This is a genomic window from Pseudovibrio sp. M1P-2-3 (genome assembly GCF_031501865.1).
GTDB classification, from domain to species: Bacteria; Pseudomonadota; Alphaproteobacteria; order Rhizobiales; family Stappiaceae; genus Pseudovibrio; species Pseudovibrio corallicola.
This window is the reverse complement of record NZ_JARRCW010000001.1, coordinates 1228460-1246929: the sequence shown is the minus strand read 5'-3', so window position 1 is coordinate 1246929 and position 18470 is coordinate 1228460. Positions and strand designations below refer to the sequence as shown.

13 protein-coding genes and 3 tRNA genes are annotated in these 18470 nt (G+C 48.8%); 3 read left to right on the top strand and 13 right to left on the bottom strand.

The window, feature by feature from the left end:
- Window positions 1-58 precede the first annotated feature (58 nt).
- The 12 genes from rpoC to P6574_RS05525 form a co-directional block, all read right to left on the bottom strand.
- Complete coding sequence (gene rpoC, locus P6574_RS05580; protein ID WP_310619388.1) at window positions 59-4258, bottom strand: DNA-directed RNA polymerase subunit beta'; 4200 nt, start codon at window positions 4256-4258, stop codon at window positions 59-61.
- A gap of 103 nt (window positions 4259-4361) precedes the next feature.
- A complete protein-coding gene (gene rpoB / locus P6574_RS05575; protein WP_310619387.1) occupies window positions 4362-8504 on the bottom strand; it encodes a DNA-directed RNA polymerase subunit beta in 4143 nt (1380 codons plus the stop codon).
- Window positions 8505-8689: 185 nt separating this feature from the next.
- Window positions 8690-9055: a 50S ribosomal protein L7/L12 gene (gene rplL, locus P6574_RS05570; protein ID WP_310619386.1), complete on the bottom strand. Its 366-nt coding sequence runs from the start codon at window positions 9053-9055 to the stop codon at window positions 8690-8692.
- 60 nt (window positions 9056-9115) lie between these two features.
- Window positions 9116-9634, bottom strand: a complete 519-nt coding sequence (gene rplJ / locus P6574_RS05565; RefSeq protein WP_310619385.1) for a 50S ribosomal protein L10 — start codon at window positions 9632-9634, stop codon at window positions 9116-9118.
- 309 nt (window positions 9635-9943) lie between these two features.
- On the bottom strand, window positions 9944-10639 hold the full coding sequence (rplA, locus tag P6574_RS05560; protein ID WP_310619384.1) for a 50S ribosomal protein L1: 696 nt from the start codon (window positions 10637-10639) through the stop codon (window positions 9944-9946).
- Window positions 10640-10644: 5 nt separating this feature from the next.
- On the bottom strand, window positions 10645-11073 hold the full coding sequence (gene rplK, locus P6574_RS05555; RefSeq protein WP_310619383.1) for a 50S ribosomal protein L11: 429 nt from the start codon (window positions 11071-11073) through the stop codon (window positions 10645-10647).
- A gap of 123 nt (window positions 11074-11196) precedes the next feature.
- Window positions 11197-11730 (bottom strand): transcription termination/antitermination protein NusG, encoded by a 534-nt coding sequence (gene nusG, locus P6574_RS05550; protein WP_310619382.1) that lies wholly within the window; start codon window positions 11728-11730, stop codon window positions 11197-11199.
- A 38-nt stretch (window positions 11731-11768) separates the two neighbouring features.
- Complete coding sequence (gene secE, locus P6574_RS05545; protein ID WP_310622106.1) at window positions 11769-11960, bottom strand: preprotein translocase subunit SecE; 192 nt, start codon at window positions 11958-11960, stop codon at window positions 11769-11771.
- A 105-nt stretch (window positions 11961-12065) separates the two neighbouring features.
- Window positions 12066-12141 (bottom strand) — tRNA-Trp (locus P6574_RS05540).
- A gap of 102 nt (window positions 12142-12243) precedes the next feature.
- Window positions 12244-13419: an elongation factor Tu gene (tuf, locus tag P6574_RS05535; protein ID WP_310619381.1), complete on the bottom strand. Its 1176-nt coding sequence runs from the start codon at window positions 13417-13419 to the stop codon at window positions 12244-12246.
- Window positions 13420-13540: 121 nt separating this feature from the next.
- A tRNA-Gly gene (locus P6574_RS05530) sits at window positions 13541-13614 on the bottom strand.
- 15 nt (window positions 13615-13629) lie between these two features.
- Window positions 13630-13714: transfer RNA gene (locus P6574_RS05525), tRNA-Tyr, on the bottom strand.
- A gap of 353 nt (window positions 13715-14067) precedes the next feature.
- Between P6574_RS05525 and P6574_RS05520 the strand changes: the two genes are divergently transcribed.
- From P6574_RS05520 to P6574_RS05510, 3 genes are all read left to right on the top strand, one after another.
- Entirely contained in the window at window positions 14068-14892 is an 825-nt protein-coding gene (locus tag P6574_RS05520) for a TrmH family RNA methyltransferase (protein WP_310619380.1), read from the top strand.
- Between the two features lie 371 nt (window positions 14893-15263).
- The gene (locus tag P6574_RS05515; protein WP_310619379.1) at window positions 15264-15392 is read left to right on the top strand and encodes a hypothetical protein; all 129 of its coding nucleotides are present in this window, start codon (window positions 15264-15266) and stop codon (window positions 15390-15392) included.
- A 439-nt stretch (window positions 15393-15831) separates the two neighbouring features.
- Window positions 15832-17160, top strand: coding sequence for a sodium-dependent transporter (locus P6574_RS05510; protein WP_310619378.1), 1329 nt, complete (start codon window positions 15832-15834; stop codon window positions 17158-17160).
- Between the two features lie 70 nt (window positions 17161-17230).
- Here P6574_RS05510 and P6574_RS05505 read toward each other — a convergent pair whose 3' ends face one another.
- Window positions 17231-18433: an MFS transporter gene (locus P6574_RS05505; RefSeq protein WP_310619377.1), complete on the bottom strand. Its 1203-nt coding sequence runs from the start codon at window positions 18431-18433 to the stop codon at window positions 17231-17233.
- Window positions 18434-18470 lie beyond the last annotated feature (37 nt).

Here is an 18470-nt window from a genome sequence, read left to right as displayed (position 1 = left end):
TCTTCTCCAAAAGCAAAGGCCGCCAAGTGGCGGCCTTTTTTGTGTTTCCTGCAGTAGCCTAGTTAAACCCGCTACTAAAGTCCTCAAGCATCGCATCGGCGTTGCCCGCATTGGAGCTTGCCCTGCGTGCATCTTGAATAAGATCATCGCGCAATGTAGCCACCTTGCGGATCTTGTTCATGGTTCCGCCGGTACCTGCCGGGATCAAGCGACCCACAATCACGTTTTCCTTCAAGCCATCCAGCGGATCGATCTTTCCATGGACCGCGGCCTCTGTGAGAACACGCGTTGTTTCCTGGAAGGACGCTGCTGAGAAGAAGGAGCGTGTCTGCAGGCTTGCCTTGGTAATACCAAGCAGCACAGGAACCCCTTTAGCCGGATCACGAGCCTTATCGATTGCCTTCTGGTTTGATTCATCAAAGTCAATACGATCAACCTGCTCACCAGCGAAGAACTCGGTCTCACCTGGATCTGTGATCTCAACTTTCTGAAGCATCTGACGAACGATAACCTCGATGTGCTTATCGTTGATGCCCACACCCTGAAGACGGTAGACTTCCTGAATTTCATTCACAAGGTAGGCTGCAAGTGCCTCAACACCCTTAATGGCAAGAATGTCATGTGGCGCTGGGTTACCATCGACAAGGTATTCACCTTTCTCGATTGTGTCCCCTTCCTGGAAGTAGAAGTGCTTGCCTTTTGGAATAAGGTATTCGACCGGCTCAAGACCCTCTTCGCTTGGATCAATAATGATGCGGCGCTTATTCTTGTAGTCACGGCCAAAACGAATTGTACCATCAACTTCAGCAATAATCGCATGATCCTTTGGACGACGTGCCTCGAACAATTCAGCAACACGCGGCAGACCACCGGTAATATCTTTCGTCTTGGCAGACTCAAGAGGAATACGTGCCAGCACGTCACCAGCAGAAACCGTATCACCCAGCTGCACTGACAAAATCGCGTCAGGAGACAGCAAGGAACGTGCATCATTACCACGTGGAAGCTTCTTCGGCTTGCCGTCCTTGTCATTAATGACAATAGCAGGCTTCAGGTCAGCTGCACGCGCATTTGAACGCCAGTCGATGACCACGCGTTTGGTGATACCGGTTGCCTCATCGGTTGTTTCTTTCACAGAAGACCCATCAACCAGATCCTCGAAGGAAACTTTACCGGAGACATCAGTCAGGATTGGGCGGGTATATGGATCCCACTCAGCCAGACGCTCGCCGCGCTTAACTTCATCACCTTCATCAACATGAAGCTTGGAACCATACGCCAAGCGATGCGATGCGCGCTCATTACCATCACTATCGATAACGAGGATGGACATGTTACGAGCGGTAACAATGCTGTTGCCGTCGGAATCACGCTCAACACTACGGTTACGCATTTTAACCGTACCTTCGAAATTGGATTCGACGTACGAACTATCAACAACCTGCGCCGTACCACCAATATGGAAGGTACGCATGGTCAGCTGGGTACCTGGCTCACCAATGGACTGAGCGGCAATAACACCAACAGCTTCACCCATGTTGACAGGTGTACCGCGTGCAAGGTCACGGCCATAACATGCACCGCAAACGCCTGTCTTGGTTTCACAAGTCAGCACAGAACGGATTTTGATCATCTGGACTTTAGCTGCTTCAATAGCATCTACGTCCTTCTCATCAATCAAGTGCCCCTTAGGTACGATAACTTCGCCGGTCTCATTGTTAATAACATCATCAACCGTGGTACGGCCAAGTACGCGCATTCCCAATGTGGCAATAACGTTACCAGCATCAACAATCGGTGAAACCGAAATACCGTTTTGGGATCCGCAGTCAGGCTCCAGAATGATACTGTCCTGTGCAACGTCAACAAGGCGGCGTGTCAGGTAACCGGAGTTCGCAGTCTTCAACGCTGTATCCGCCAGACCCTTACGAGCACCGTGGGTGGAGTTGAAGTACTCGAGAACTGACAGGCCTTCTTTAAAGTTCGCGATAATCGGGTTTTCGATGATGGAACCGTCAGGTTTCGCCATCAATCCACGCATACCGCCTAGCTGCTTCATCTGAGCAGGTGAACCACGAGCCCCGGAGTGCGCCATCATGTAAACAGAGTTCATCTGTTTTTGACGACCACTATCCTCTTCGAACTCTGTTGCAGAGATGCGTTTCATCATCTCGTCAGCAACTTTGTCCGTACACTTGGCCCAAGCATCAACAACCTTGTTGTACTTCTCGCCCTGAGTGATCAGACCGTCGTTGTACTGTTGTTCGTACTCGGTAACCATGTTGGATGTGCCGTCCACAAGGCCAGCCTTCGTATCAGGGATAACCATGTCATCCATACCGAAGGAAATACCAGCGCGACAAGCGTTTTTAAATCCGAGCTGCATGACACGGTCACAGAAGATGACTGTCTCTTTTTGACCGGTGGCACGGTAAACCGTATCGATCATCTTGGAGATTTCTTTTTTCGTCATCAGCTTGTTACAAGCATCAAAAGGCACTTCGTGATGCTTTGGCAGCAATTCAGCAATCATGAGACGACCAGGTGTTGTCTCGTAGATTTTTGATGTTGGATTACCAAACTCATCAATTGACTTGAAGCGGCCACGAATTTTTGTGTGTACGGTAATTGCCTTGGTTTCGAGCGCGTGATGCAGCTCGCCCATGTTACCGAACGCCATGCCTTCACCTGGTTCTCCCTCAGCCATGATGGAGAGGTAGTAAAGACCCAGAACAATATCCTGAGACGGCACGATGATTGGACCACCGTTCGCCGGATGCAAGATGTTGTTTGTAGACATCATCAAGGTACGGGCTTCAAGCTGGGCTTCCAAAGACAGTGGTACGTGTACCGCCATCTGGTCACCATCGAAGTCAGCGTTAAACGCAGAACAAACGAGTGGGTGCAGCTGGATAGCTTTACCTTCAATCAATGTAGGTTCAAAGGCCTGAATGCCAAGACGGTGCAGCGTTGGCGCACGGTTCAAAAGAACCGGATGCTCGCGGATCACTTCGTCAAGAATATCCCAGACTTCCGGACGTTCTTTCTCAACCAGCTTTTTCGCCTGCTTAACCGTAGAGGAGAAGCCTTTGGCATCAAGGCGGGAGTAGATGAACGGTTTGAATAGCTCCAGAGCCATCTTCTTAGGAAGACCACACTGATGCAGCTTCAGCTCAGGACCCACGGTAATAACGGAACGACCGGAGTAATCCACGCGTTTACCAAGAAGGTTCTGACGGAAACGACCCTGCTTACCCTTCAACATGTCGGAGAGTGATTTCAGCGGACGCTTGTTAGCACCTTGAATCACACGGCCACGACGTCCGTTATCGAACAACGCATCAACAGATTCCTGCAGCATACGTTTTTCGTTACGGATAATGATATCGGGAGCACGAAGCTCGATCAGACGCTTCAAGCGGTTGTTACGGTTGATCACACGGCGATACAGATCGTTAAGATCTGATGTCGCGAACCGGCCACCGTCCAGAGGAACCAATGGACGAAGATCTGGCGGGATCACCGGAACAACAGTCAAGATCATCCACTCGGGACGGTTACCTGACTCGATAAACGCTTCAACAACCTTAAGACGCTTAGCCAGCTTCTTAGGCTTCAGCTCGGTTGTAGCTTCTGCAATTTCCTGACGGATCTTCTCGCTCTCACGCTGAAGGTCCATAGACATCAGAATTTCGCGGATAGCTTCCGCACCGATCATCGCGGTGAAGGCATCTTCGCCGTATTCGTCCTGAGCGTTTACATACTCTTCTTCTGAAAGCAGCTGATGCTGTTTCAAAGCTGTAAGACCCGGCTCGATTACAACGTAATTCTCAAAGTACAAAATGCGCTCAAGATCTTTGAGCGTCATGTCCAGAAGTGTACCAATACGAGATGGCAGAGATTTCAGGAACCAGATGTGTGCCACAGGAGCTGCGAGCTCGATATGACCCATCCGTTCACGGCGCACGCGTGAAAGGGTGACTTCAACACCACATTTCTCACAGATGACGCCTTTGTATTTCATGCGCTTGTACTTACCGCACAAACACTCGTAGTCCTTTACAGGACCAAAGATACGAGCACAAAACAGACCATCACGCTCAGGCTTGAACGTTCTGTAGTTGATCGTTTCCGGCTTTTTAATCTCACCGAAAGACCAGGAAAGAATTTTTTCCGGACTGGCGATTGAGATGCGGATATGATCGAAGGTCTGTGCTGGAGCCTGTTGGTTGAACAGGTTCATGACCTCTTGCGACATCAGCTCTCTCCTAAAATGCGCGGTTCGGGGAACTTGCGATTTGCAAGCTCCCCTCTTCCGGCAGGAAAATCAAAATTGACAACAAAGGGGTGCGCGGAACACCTTATTCCGCAGCATCCATTGTCTCGGCATCATCATTGACAGGAACTACCTTCGTCTTGTCCTCAAGTTCTACATTGAGACACAAGGAACGCATTTCCTTAACCAGAACGTTAAAGCTCTCAGGGATACCTGCTTCAAAGGTGTCATCACCACGTACAATCGCTTCATAAACTTTTGTACGACCAGCAACGTCATCCGACTTAACGGTAAGCATTTCCTGAAGGGTGTATGCGGCGCCGTAAGCTTCCAGTGCCCACACCTCCATCTCACCGAAGCGCTGTCCACCAAACTGGGCTTTACCACCCAGAGGCTGCTGCGTAACAAGCGAGTATGGTCCGATTGAACGCGCATGGATCTTGTCGTCAACCAAGTGATGCAGCTTCAACATGTAGATGTAGCCAACAGTCACAGGACGGTCGAACTTCTCACCGGTACGGCCATCATACAGACGGGACTGCCCGGAAGAATCCATTTCCGCAATTTTCAGCATGTCAACAACATCTGGCTCGCGAGCACCATCGAAGACTGGTGTCGCAATGGACACGCCCTTCTTAAGCTGCTCACCCAGACGGACGATTCCATCATCGTCGAATTTCTCGACAGGATCACCCTTCATGTTGTCGCCATAGATCTCGGAGATCTTCACGCGCAGAGGCTCTACGTTGCCGTTCTTACGATATTCATCATAAAGCTCGCCAACACGCTGCCCCATTCCGGCACATGCCCAACCCAAGTGGGTCTCAAGGATCTGTCCAACGTTCATACGCGATGGCACCCCAAGAGGGTTCAGAACGATGTCAACGTGCTGACCGTCCTCAAGGAACGGCATGTCTTCACATGGCATGATGCGGGAAACCACACCTTTGTTACCGTGACGACCAGCCATTTTATCACCGGACTGGATCTTACGCTTAACCGCAACAAAGACTTTAACCATCTTCATAACGCCAGGTGGCAACTCATCACCACGCTGTAGCTTCTCGACCTTGTCAATGAAGCGCTGCTCAAGACGCTTACGGCTCTCATCATAAGAACCACGAAGCGCTTCAAGCTCGCTCATCAGTTTTTCGTCTTCAAACGCGAACTGCCACCACTGAGAGCGCGGGAACTCGTTGAGTACATCACCAGAGATGACAACACCCTTGCGAGAGCCTTTAGGACCAGCAACGCATTCCTTGTCCATAATCATCTCGGCAAGACGGCCATAGACGTTACGGTCAAGAATTGCCTGCTCATCGTCGCGGTCTTTTGCCAGACGCTCGATCTCTTCGCGTTCAATTGCCATTGCACGCTCGTCTTTTTCAACACCATGACGGTTAAAGACGCGTACTTCAACAACAGTACCGGACACACCTGGAGACAGACGCATGGACGTATCGCGAACGTCGGAAGCTTTCTCACCAAAGATAGCGCGCAGAAGCTTTTCTTCCGGCGTCATCGGGCTTTCACCCTTTGGTGTGATCTTACCAACGAGAATATCGCCGGGTTTAACTTCGGCGCCCACGTAAACGATACCAGCTTCATCGAGGTTCTTGAGAGCCTCTTCAGAAACGTTTGGAATATCGCGGGTGATCTCTTCAGGGCCAAGCTTTGTATCACGCGCCATCACTTCGAATTCTTCGAGGTGGATAGAGGTGAACACGTCATCGCGTACGATGCGCTCGGACAGAAGGATCGAATCCTCGAAGTTGTAACCGTTCCAAGGCATGAACGCGACCATCACGTTCCGGCCAAGAGCCAGATCACCCAGATCTGTCGATGGACCGTCAGCAATGATATCGCCCTTACCAACCCGATCACCCACGTTTACCAGTGGACGCTGGTTGATACAGGTATCCTGATTGGAACGCTGGAACTTCATCAAGCGGTAGATATCAACGCCGGACTTGGACGGATCAAGATCTTCAGTGGCACGAATAACGATACGTGTCGCATCAACCTGATCAACCACACCACCGCGACGAGCAGCAATTGCAGCGCCTGAGTCGCGAGCAACCACCGGCTCCATACCAGTTCCAACAAATGGCGCCTGTGCACGAACCAGCGGCACAGCCTGACGCATCATGTTGGAACCCATAAGGGCGCGGTTCGCATCATCGTTTTCAAGGAACGGAATCAAAGAGGCAGCAACGGAAACAAGCTGCTTCGGTGACACGTCCATAAAGTCCACACGCTCGGCAGGAACCAACATGTTCTCGCCCGCATGACGGGACTGAACCATATCAACGAGGAAACGACCGTCTTCGCCGAACTCAACGTTCGCCTGACCAACGTAGTATTTGCTCTCTTCCATGGCGGAGAGGTAAATAACTTCATTGGTCACAATGCCGTCGGAAACTTTACGGTACGGGCTTTCGATGAAACCGTACTTATTGACACGAGCAAAGGTCGCCAACGAGTTGATCAGACCAATGTTCGGACCTTCCGGTGTTTCAATCGGACAGATACGACCATAGTGCGTAGGATGCACATCACGTACTTCAAAGCCGGCACGCTCACGGGTCAAACCACCAGGGCCCAATGCAGACAGACGACGCTTATGCGTCACTTCAGACAATGGGTTGGTTTGGTCCATAAACTGTGAAAGCTGGGAAGAACCGAAGAATTCACGCACAGCAGCAGCTGCAGGCTTCGCGTTAATCAGGTCCTGTGGCATAACTGTGTCAATCTCAACAGAGCTCATACGCTCTTTGATTGCACGTTCCATACGCAACAGACCAACACGATACTGGTTTTCCATCAGTTCGCCAACAGAGCGCACACGACGGTTGCCAAGGTTATCGATGTCATCGATCTCACCGCGACCATCACGAAGGTCAAGCAGCGTCGCAATAACAGCCAGAATATCTTCCTTGCGCAGAACCCGAACAGTGTCTTCACACTTAAGGTCCATACGCATATTCATCTTCACGCGACCAACCGCGGAAAGATCATAGCGTTCTGGATCGAAGAACAGCGAATTCAACATAGCTTCTGCTGTTTCGATGGTAGGTGGCTCACCTGGACGCATTACACGGTAGATATCAAACAGCGCATCTTCACGGCTATCGTTCTTATCGACGGCCAATGTGTTGCGCACGTATGCACCAGTGGTTACGTGATCGATATCCAGAACAGGAATTTCTGTAATACCAAAGCCAGTCAGATCAGCAAGCAGCTTTTCAGTGATCTCTTCACCAGCTTCAGCAAAGATCTCACCAGTCTTCATATCCACCATATCTTCGGCGAGATACTGAGTGATCAGTTCTTCATCTGTAACTTTGAGAGCGGTAACGCCTTGCTCGTCCAGCTGACGAATTGTGCGGGCGGTAATTTTCTTACCTTCCTCAACAACAACTTCGCCAGTTTTCGCATCCACCAAGTCGCTGAGAGCTTTTGTTCCCTTCAAGCGCGTTCCATCGAATGGAATACGCCAAGAGCCGGAGCCTTCGCTTACAAAGTCGACACGCTTATAGAAAGTGTTCAGAATTTCTTCCGGCGACAGCCCCAAAGCCATCATCAAGGACGTTACTGGTATCTTGCGTCGACGGTCGATGCGAGCGTGAACAATATCTTTCGCATCAAATTCGATATCCAGCCAAGATCCACGATATGGAATAATACGTGCTGCAAACAGCAGCTTGCCGGAAGAGTGGGTTTTACCCTTGTCGTGATCAAAGAATACACCCGGAGAGCGGTGCATCTGAGATACGATTACTCGTTCCGTACCATTAATGACAAACGTACCGTTTGCTGTCATAAATGGCATATCGCCCATAAAGACGTCTTGCTCTTTGATGTCTTTAACGGACTTGGCACCAGTTTCTTCATCCACATCAAAAACGATGAGGCGAAGAGTCAGCTTCAGGGGAGCTGAATATGTCATATCACGTTGACGGCATTCGTCCACGTCATATTTTGGTGCCTCGAATTCGTAACTTACGAATTCAAGTAGGGATGTCCCAGCAAAATCCGAGATAGGGAAAACGGATTTGAAAACGGCCTCTAGGCCTTCGTCAACACGGCCACCCTCGGGCTTATCAACCTGCAAAAACTGGTCATAAGACGCCTTTTGCACTTCGATAAGATTTGGCATAGCCGCTACATCGCGGATAGATCCGAAATACTTACGGACCTTCTTGCGACCGTTGAACGTCTGCGTCATTGTCGCTCCTCGTATCACTCAAATGGTGACGGTTCAGCGAAACTACACGAGATCAAAGACCTTGCAATCGTGTAGCTTCCCAGAACCGTCCCCGTTTTGGGACGTAAACCCCGGCCGGGAAACCCCTGCCAGGGTAGCTAAAACGGCCCCGAGTTTCTTCAGGGCCGTAATATGCAAACTCAAGATTACTTGAGTTCAACCTTTGCGCCAGCTTCTTCAAGCTTTTTCTTCAGCTCTTCAGCTTCAGCTTTGTCAACGCCTTCTTTAACTGCTTTTGGAGCACCTTCTACGAGCTCTTTAGCTTCTTTCAGGCCAAGACCAGTGATTGCGCGAACTTCTTTGATCACGTTGATCTTTTTCGCACCAGCATCAGCCAGAACTACGTCGAATTCTGTCTTTTCTTCAACAGCAGCAGCTGGAGCAGCAGCAGCAGCAGCTACAGGAGCAGCTGCAGAAACGCCCCATTTGTCTTCGAGCAGCTTGGAAAGCTCAGCAGCTTCCATAACTGTCAGTGTGGAGAGTTCTTCTACGATCTTTTCGAGATCAGCCATTTTCTTAGTACCTTAATGTTCGAACCGCTTGGGTTTTGACAAAAATAATGTGGTTCCGCCTTACGCGGCTTGATCCTTCTCGGCATACGCGTTGATGACGCGAGCTGTCTGCTCGGCCGGCGCGCTTGCAATCCGGGCGATGCGTGTCGCTGGGGTCTGCAGCATAGCAACAAGCTTGCCACGCAGTTCGTCCAGAGACGGCATTGTTGCCAGTGAGTTAACACCTGCAACATCCAGATTGGTCGGACCAAGAGCACCACCGAGGATAACGAACTGTTCGTTAGCCTTAGCAAAGTTTGCAGCAACTTTCGGGGCAGCAACCGGATCGTCAGAGTAGACGATTACAGTTGGGCCTGAGAAAAGATCACTGATGTGCTCTAGATCTGTGCCTTGAAGGGCAAGCTTTACCAGGCGGTTTTTTGCAACTTTAACAGTACCACCAGCAGCACGAGCCTCTGAACGAAGCTGAGTCATCTGGGACACTGAAAGACCTGCATAGTGCGCAACGACTGCAACGCCAGCGCCAGACAGCACTTCGTTGAAGGACGCTACGAACTTTTGCTTATCCGCTCTTTCCACTTGCCTTCTCCATTTGGCGACAAGTAAAACTCATCGCCGGTTTGCCTTTGCCGCAAGAAAACTGATAGTTTTCAAACGACGCTCAGGGTTCCTGTCCCCTCGCTAGCCGTTTGGCGCAGCAAGGCAGTACGGTTCGAACCAAAGAACTGAAAAATTTCAGTCAAATGATTCTACTCCATCTATGCAGGCCTTAAAAAGCTTAAGTCGCAAACGACACCTGCAGTCTCGGACAAGGAATTGGCAAATCATTAAGATTTGCCACAAATTCCTCTCTTACGCGAAGAGAGGAATAATTTCAAACTTTTATATTCACTCAGCAACAGAAGCGAGATCAATTTTAATTCCAGGTCCCATTGTAGAGGACACTGAAATACGCTTCAGGTAAGAACCCTTAGCGCCTGATGGCTTCGCCTTTACCACTGCGTCCACGAGGGACTTAACGTTTTCAGCAAGCTTACCTTCTTCGAAGGAAACTTTACCAACGCCTGCATGAATGATACCTGCTTTTTCCACACGGAACTGAACAGAACCACCTTTTGCGTCTTTAACAGCCTTAGTCACATCAGGAGTAACTGTGCCAACCTTTGGGTTAGGCATCATACCGCGTGGACCAAGAACCTTACCAAGACGACCAACCAGTGGCATCATGTCAGGAGTAGCAATTACGGTGTCGAAGTTAATCTCGCCGCCTTGCACTTCTTTAACAAGTTCTTCTGCACCAACAATGTCAGCGCCAGCTGCTTTTGCTTCATCAGCCTTTGCATCACGAGCAAATACAGCTACGCGAACTGTTTTACCTGTGCCGTTTGGAAGAACGCACGCTCCGCGAACCATCTGGTCTGCATGACGAGGATCAACACCCAGATTAATAGCAAGCTCAACAGTTTGATCGAACTTAACCGCGCCATTATTCTTTAGGAGAGAGATTGCCTCATCCAGAGAGTAAAGCTTATTGCGATCAACACCCTCACGAGCAGCTTTAATACGCTTACCAACTTTAGCCATTGATCTTACTCCGTAACTTCCACGCCCATTGAGCGGGCAGAACCTTCGATCATCAGCATTGCAGCTTCGACGTCGTTAGCATTAAGGTCTTTCAGCTTTGCTTCCGCGATTTCGCGAACCTGCGCCTTCGTGATGGAAGCAACAGTACCGCGGCCTGGAGTTTGAGAGCCAGACTTAATCTTAGCAGCTTTCTTAATGAAGAAAGACGCAGGAGCAGTCTTAATTTCAAAAGTGAAAGACTTGTCAGAATAGTAAGTAATGGTGGTCGGGCAAGGTGCACCCTTCTCAACATCCTGAGTCTTAGCATTAAATGCCTTACAGAACTCCATGATGTTCAGACCGCGCTGACCCAGCGCAGGACCGATTGGTGGGGACGGTGTAGCTGAACCGGCCGGCACCTGAAGCTTTAGATAACCTTCAATTTTCTTCGCCATAAATCCTCTCCAAAAGGAATATTTCCCTTCACTTTCTATAGAAGCAGAAGGGATACAAGAGGGCGGGCGGTCTGGTTTTACACACCGGCGAAGTGCACATCACCTGCCGCCCCTTTAAATGGATCAGCCAACTTTGTCGACTTGCCCATATTCGAGCTCGACCGGTGTTTCCCGGCCAAAAATAGAAACTGTAACCTTCAGGCGCGCTCTTTCCTCATCGACCTCTTCAACAAGACCTGAGAAAGAAGCAAACGGACCGTCAGAAACGCGAACTTGTTCACCAACCTCAAAACTCACTGAAGGCTTCGGAGCTTCAACGCCTTCCTGCACCTGATTAAGAATACGCTGCGCTTCCGCCTCGGAAATAGGCATGGGCTTTTTATCATTTCCCAAGAATCCAGAGACCTTAGGCGTATCGTTAATCAAATGATAGGCATCATTCGTCATCTCCATCTTAACAAGAACATATCCTGGAAAGAATTTCCGCTCGGCATCCACCTTGCGACCACGACGAACTTCAACAAACTTCTCAGTTGGAACCAGAACCTCTTCAAAAAGATCCTCAAGCCCCTGCTGCCTAGCCTTTTCTTTAATGGCTTCGCAGACTTTTTTCTCAAAGTTTGAATAGGCGTGAACGATATACCAACGTTTTGCCATACTAAATTTCCGCTCCTACTCCAGCCAAATGCTAGCGACTAAAAGCCCAACACCCAGGTAATCGCCATACTCATCAACTGATCAGCAGCAAGGAAAAACAAAGCCGCAAGAGCCACCATAATAAACACCATAACCGTAGTTACGATTGTCTCACGACGGGTTGGCCACGTAACTTTAGACGTTTCCGTGCGAACCTGTTGAATAAATGTAAATGGATTGGTTTTTGCCATCCGACTCCGGCCCATCTCACGACACTAAGGCGCGTGAAACATTTCACGCACCCTCGCTCGAAAAACTCTATCTATGATACATCAGCCATCAAATCAAGCCTAAAATGGCAGGGGCAGCAGGGTTCGAACCCGCGACCTACGGTTTTGGAGACCGTCGCTCTACCAACTGAGCTATACCCCTATATTTACACCGAACTTTCAGCGCCTACAAAGACAAGTACCGATGCTGACATCCAGAGTGCGCCAATTAAATTCAACACACCCTGCAAACTTTATTATATCACTACTCGATGATTTCAGCTACAACGCCGGCACCAACGGTACGACCACCTTCGCGAATAGCGAAGCGCAGACCGTCTTCCATAGCGATAGGCACGATCAGTTCAACTGAAACTGAGATGTTATCGCCAGGCATTACCATTTCCGTGCCTTCTGGCAGAGAAACAACACCAGTCACATCAGTTGTACGGAAGTAGAACTGTGGACGGTAGTTGGTGAAGAATGGTGTATGACGACCACCCTCTTCCTTGGTGAGGATGTATGCCTCTGCCTTGAACTTTGTGTGCGGAGTAACGGAACCCGGCTTACAAAGAACCTGACCACGCTCAACTTCTTCACGAGCTACGCCGCGAATAAGTGCGCCGATGTTGTCGCCTGCTTCACCGCGATCAAGCAGCTTGCGGAACATTTCAACACCAGTAACAGTGGTCTTAGTCGTATCTTTGATACCAACGATTTCGACTTCTTCACCAACGTTGATGATACCGCGCTCTACACGACCGGTTACAACAGTACCACGGCCAGAGATAGAGAACACATCTTCGATTGGCATCAGGAATGGCAGGTCGCGAGGACGTTCCGGAGTAGGAATGTAATCATCAACAGCAGCCATCAGCTCAACGATCTTGTCTTTGCCGATCGCGTCATCGCGGTCTTCAAGAGCAGCAAGAGCTGAACCTGCAATGATAGGAATATCATCGCCTGGGAATTCGTAGGAAGACAGAAGTTCACGAACTTCCATTTCTACGAGTTCAAGAAGCTCTTCATCATCAACCTGGTCAACTTTGTTCATGAAGACAACCAGAGCAGGAACACCAACCTGACGTGCGAGTAGAATGTGCTCACGTGTCTGAGGCATTGGGCCATCTGCAGCGTTAACAACGAGGATCGCGCCATCCATCTGAGCCGCACCAGTGATCATGTTTTTCACATAATCGGCGTGGCCTGGACAGTCAACGTGTGCGTAGTGACGAGCTTCGGTTTCATATTCAACGTGTGCTGTTGAAATGGTGATACCGCGAGCACGCTCTTCAGGAGCGCCATCGATTTCGTCGTAAGCCTTAAAATCACCGAAAGATTTAGTGATTGCTGCAGTCAAAGTTGTCTTACCATGATCAACGTGACCAATAGTACCAATATTGACGTGCGGCTTAGTACGCTCAAATTTTTCCTTCGCCATGGGCGTAGCTCTCTATATAAATAAGCATTTACTAATAAGGTTACGAGAAAGAAGCCTCTACCAAAGAGATTTTTCAATCCGTAATCTGTTTAGGAAAGATCTGAAACACAAAAGAAGTTAATGGAGCGGGTGAAGGGAATCGAACCCTCGTATTCAGCTTGGAAGGCTGCTGCTCTACCATTGAGCTACACCCGCACACCATAATGTTAGTGGTGGAGGAGGTTGGATTCGAACCAACGTAGGCATAGCCAGCGGATTTACAGTCCGCCCCCTTTAGCCACTCGGGCACTCCTCCGTGCACCAACTCTTCATAAATCACTCTGTGATTTACTGCATTTCAGAAATTAAGCGCCAACCCGAAGGTCGTTGCCTCGTTCCTGTGGCGCGGTTTATGCCGCTCCTAGACGCAACTGTCAACGCACTTTTTTAAAAACAATGTGCAAAATCAACAATCATTATGTTTTTCTCGCTCCTACCTGTGAAAAACCATGAATTTTGTAGGGGTTATCCAACGTCAGCGCCAAAATATTCCCCCCTGCCCCGCACTATACGGATTATCAGTAACCATTATCTCATGATCCGCGGATTAATAGATAGAGTACGATCAACTTCCTTGCGAACGTGAACACATATGATATTGCCTGCATCATGAGCTATCAAAAAAAGACACAAGGTCCAAAAGGACAAAAAGAACCACGCCGGAGCGGTAACAACGCCCGCCATGCGACTAATACAAAGCGCTACATAAGTAAGGACAAGGAAGAGGGACCATTTCATATTTATGGCCTTCATACAATTGAAGCTGCCTTCAACAACCCACAACGAAAGAGGCACAAGCTCTTTGCAAGCCCAAATGCACTGCAAAGACTTCAAGAGCGCAACATCAAGATTGATGTACCCGTTGAGACTCTGCCTCCCAGACAAATTGATAAGCTGGTACCAAAAGATGCAGTTCATCAGGGAGCTGTCTTACTTGTGGACCCTCTGCCGGATCTGGGCGCAGAAGAGTTGGGTTCAGGCCGTCTGGTTTTGGCGCTTGATCAAGTTACAGACCCTCATAATGTGGGTGCCATTTTACGCTCTGCTGTCGCGCTCTCCGCAGATGCGGTCGTAACGACGCGCAGGCACGCCCCAGAAGAGGGTCCCGTTCTTGCAAAAACAGCCAGCGGCGCACTGGATATGATCAATCATGTTCGCGTTACAAACTTGGCGCGCTTTGTGGATGAAATGCAAAAGGAGGGGTACCAAGCCATAGCACTGGATAGTGAAGGACCGGCCTCGCTTGAAGAAACAGAGTTCAGTGACAAGACGCTTCTTATTCTTGGATCAGAGGGCAAAGGAGTACGGCATGGCATTAGACAAAAATGTGATGCACTGGCGCGACTTGATATGCCCGGCCCAATCAAATCACTTAATGTGTCCAATGCAGCTATACTTTCTCTTTATATTTGCCGCAGCAAAATGGGGCTTTAGATAAACAACTCCATGAGTGAACAGGGCCACGCGCCTCAATATCCCCCAAACGCCTCACAACGAAGATATAAAAGGCACCCCGTTCACTCATAAACTAAATGGTCACACAAGACCCCACCAGCGCCTCCCAGAAAAATCGAGAGAGGACCACCTCGTCCCAAGAGATTTCCTATGCGCACATGCCAGTCATTATAAAGCAAACCCAAATTGGCAGAACAGGCAGTTCATAGGCATGAGGCCCACTCCCCGCTCTCAGTGTGATCAAAGCTATTCAATACTTTGTGTAGTTGATGACCAATAGTTAAATTGCCGGCCTTCTGATTTCTTCTTAAATTAACCCTATAGAGCGACATAAAAAAACGGAGAGGCCGATGAAACCGACACTCAGAACTCGCTGGATCAGACATATGCAAAAGCAAGTATCGCGTGAGCTTACAAATGTTAGTCCCGAGCGTCGCAAAATGTATCGCAGTGCCGTTAAGCATGATACAGACCTTTAATGACCTCTTTTAGTATTGGCGATAAAGTATAATCGAGCAAATGCGGAAGCTGCAAACACACATCGGCGCTATCATGTTTGCTCGAAAAACCTGTGATTAACTCTCAATATTTTTTGAAGAAAAGTAAACATAGACAACAGAACATGTGCTCTCCAGATAATTAATTTAAGGCATTACTGATAGTAATGCTCTACAATATCGGCATAATATGCCTTCCATCTTCTAGAAACAAAAAAGTGGTGACCTATTGCGCCACACTATCTAATTGCACCTACGTACTTTCCCACTATTCATCCGGCTCTTTCTAAAACTAATGCATCGCCCTGATGTATTCTAACCGTGCCTTTGAGTGCGCACTTGAGCCTTAACAGCACGATGAGTTTGCTAAACATACACAACTGTGTGTCATTTTAACTAAGTGCACTTGGCAGAAAGAAATATGCAAAGAGAACAGTGGGGAAGCCGGTTCGGCTTTATAATGGCTGCTGCAGGTTCGGCCATTGGATTGGGGAATATCTGGAAATTCCCGTACCTTGCAGGAACAGAAGGCGGAGGGGCTTTCTTAGTACTCTATATAGTCATCATGGCAACGTTTGGCGTTGCATTAATGATGACAGAGTTGGCGATTGGACGCGCTTCCAAACTGAACCCTGTGGGCGCCTTCCGCAAAATGGGTGGTAAGAAATGGATGCCCGTCGGCATTCTGGGTGTGATAACCGCCCTAATGATCCTGTCTTTCTACTCAGTTGTAGGCGGATGGACGATTGCTTATATCCTCAAAAGCATTATGGGAAGCACAAGCTCCTTATCCGGCCCTTTACTGGAAGAGCAGTTTAATAATCTGGTCGGCTCTCCCATTGAACCTCTTCTCTACCACGGCATCTTCATGGTGCTAACCGTTGGCATTGTTCTAGCTGGTGTCACACAAGGCATCGAAAAGTCGGTTAAAATTCTAATGCCGCTTCTCTTTGTAATCCTGATCCTTCTTGTGTTTCGTAGCATCACACTTCCAGGTGCCCGCGAAGGCATTACGTTCTTCTTGATGCCGAAATGGGAACAGATCAATCAAGGCATGGTAATTGCCGCTTTTGGTCAGGCGTTCTTTAGTCTTTCCCTCGGCATGGGAGCGATGATCACCTATGGCTCCTATCTGGATAATAAAACCGATATTCGAAGCGCAGCTTATTGGGTTGTCTTTCTTGATTGTGTTGTGGCGTTTTTGGCAGGCCTTCTGGTCTTACCTGCTGTTTTTGCGTTTGGCTTTAACCCCGGCGCGGGCCCCGGCCTGATATTTATCACCCTGCCCGCAGTTTTCAGCAATATGTGGGGCGGGTATATCTTCCAGATTATCTTTTTTGCCATGCTGTTGATAGCTGCACTAACCTCATCCATTTCGATACTCTCAATACCAGTTGCCTACTTCTCTGAGACATTTGGCGTAACCCGAAAGTGGTCTGCAACAATCATTGGCTTGCTTATCTTCCTCGTTGGCTGCGTTTGCTCTTTGTCTCTTGGCATATGGGGCAATGTAGCACTCTTCGACAAGTCCTTCTTCGACTTAATGGTCTATGCCGTCGATACCTATATGCTTCCAATCGGTGGGATTTTTACTGCCCTCTTCGCAGGGTGGGTTGCATATAACACTATGGCTAAACAGCTCACAAACGATGGTGAAAACCCCTATAAATTCTTAGAGGCTTGGAAGTGGATGATACGTATCATTAGCCCACTTGCCATTTTGTGGGTACTTTATAAGAGTTTGGTTTAAGTTAGCTGCCACCTTAAAAAAAAGGCCGCCCTGAGATCAGAGCGGCCTTTTTTAATCTACAGCGAGTGACTTACAGTTTCTGCAACGCTTCTTTCCTGTCCGAACTGCTGGGCATCAAGCTAATGACTACTCCTGAAACCAATGTGAAAGCAGTCAAACCTAGAATGAGGAAGCCTGTATACTCAACAGCTGCCACCAACCCTACAAGAAGTCCTGAAATGGGCATTGTGATATTGTTGAATAATATGGCAACACCAGTTGTTTTTCCGTAATCTTCAGGGGGAATGATCTTCTGGCGTACACTCCGGATATAAACATTGAACATGCTGTCAAAGCCAAGCACAAAGCAATAGCCTGTAAGGTAAATCCAGTAATTACTGGTAATGCCGGTAATGACACCTCCCAGAGCCACCCCCCCAAAGGCCAAAATACCGATTGTTGAGAGCTTGAAGCGACTTAGACCCGTCAGAAGCAGAACAACAAAAGTGCAGATAGCTCCGACCGATTGCAAGAGAGCATAGAAGTCCTCTGACTGTTCATAGAGACCGGTGACCATACTGGCTGATGTTGCAAGTGTAACACCGAAGATCAGGTTCACCAGAGCAGTGAGCGCAATGACCTTCTTCAAGCCCGGTAAGTACAACAGGTGTCCAAATGCCTTTCGGTATGGTTCACTCCAGTGAACATCCGAAGTGCCTGCACGTGTCAGAACAATATCGTTTAAGCGCCGCCATAAGTGAATCATAATATCAGCGGAAACAAAAAGAGCCCCACTGACTACAACCACAATTTGCCAGCCAAACCAGTTAAACAGTGCCGCTGCAATAAAGGGCCCAAGAACAATACATGCCTGATCAACAGTCTGGGCATAGGACTGCACCTTTGTAAAGGCGAGTTTCTTGAAGATTTGCGGCAGCATGACCTCTCTCGCCATAAAGCCCTGCGTCGTCAAAAGTCCGCACAGTGCCGCGATAGAGATAATCCAGTAAAGACTATCGTAATAATATTGCCCTGCTAGCCCAAGGGCACAGACGACAGCTCTACCTGCTTGACTTATCCTGATGAGTTTTTCTGGAGAAAATCGGTCAGCAAGAACACCGCAAACGGGGAAAAAAAGAACTCGTGGTAAGGTTTCTGCAGCAAATGCAAGGCCCGAAAGGGAAACACTTCCTGTTGTTTGGAAAACCACCAGCGGCACAACAAACAAAAGGAGTTGATCCCCAAGCCGAGATCCGAACATTGATGAGAAGAAAGTTAAAGTAGAGATATTCACCCGAATATTCCAGTTCTTTGTATGGGGAGGTACGGAG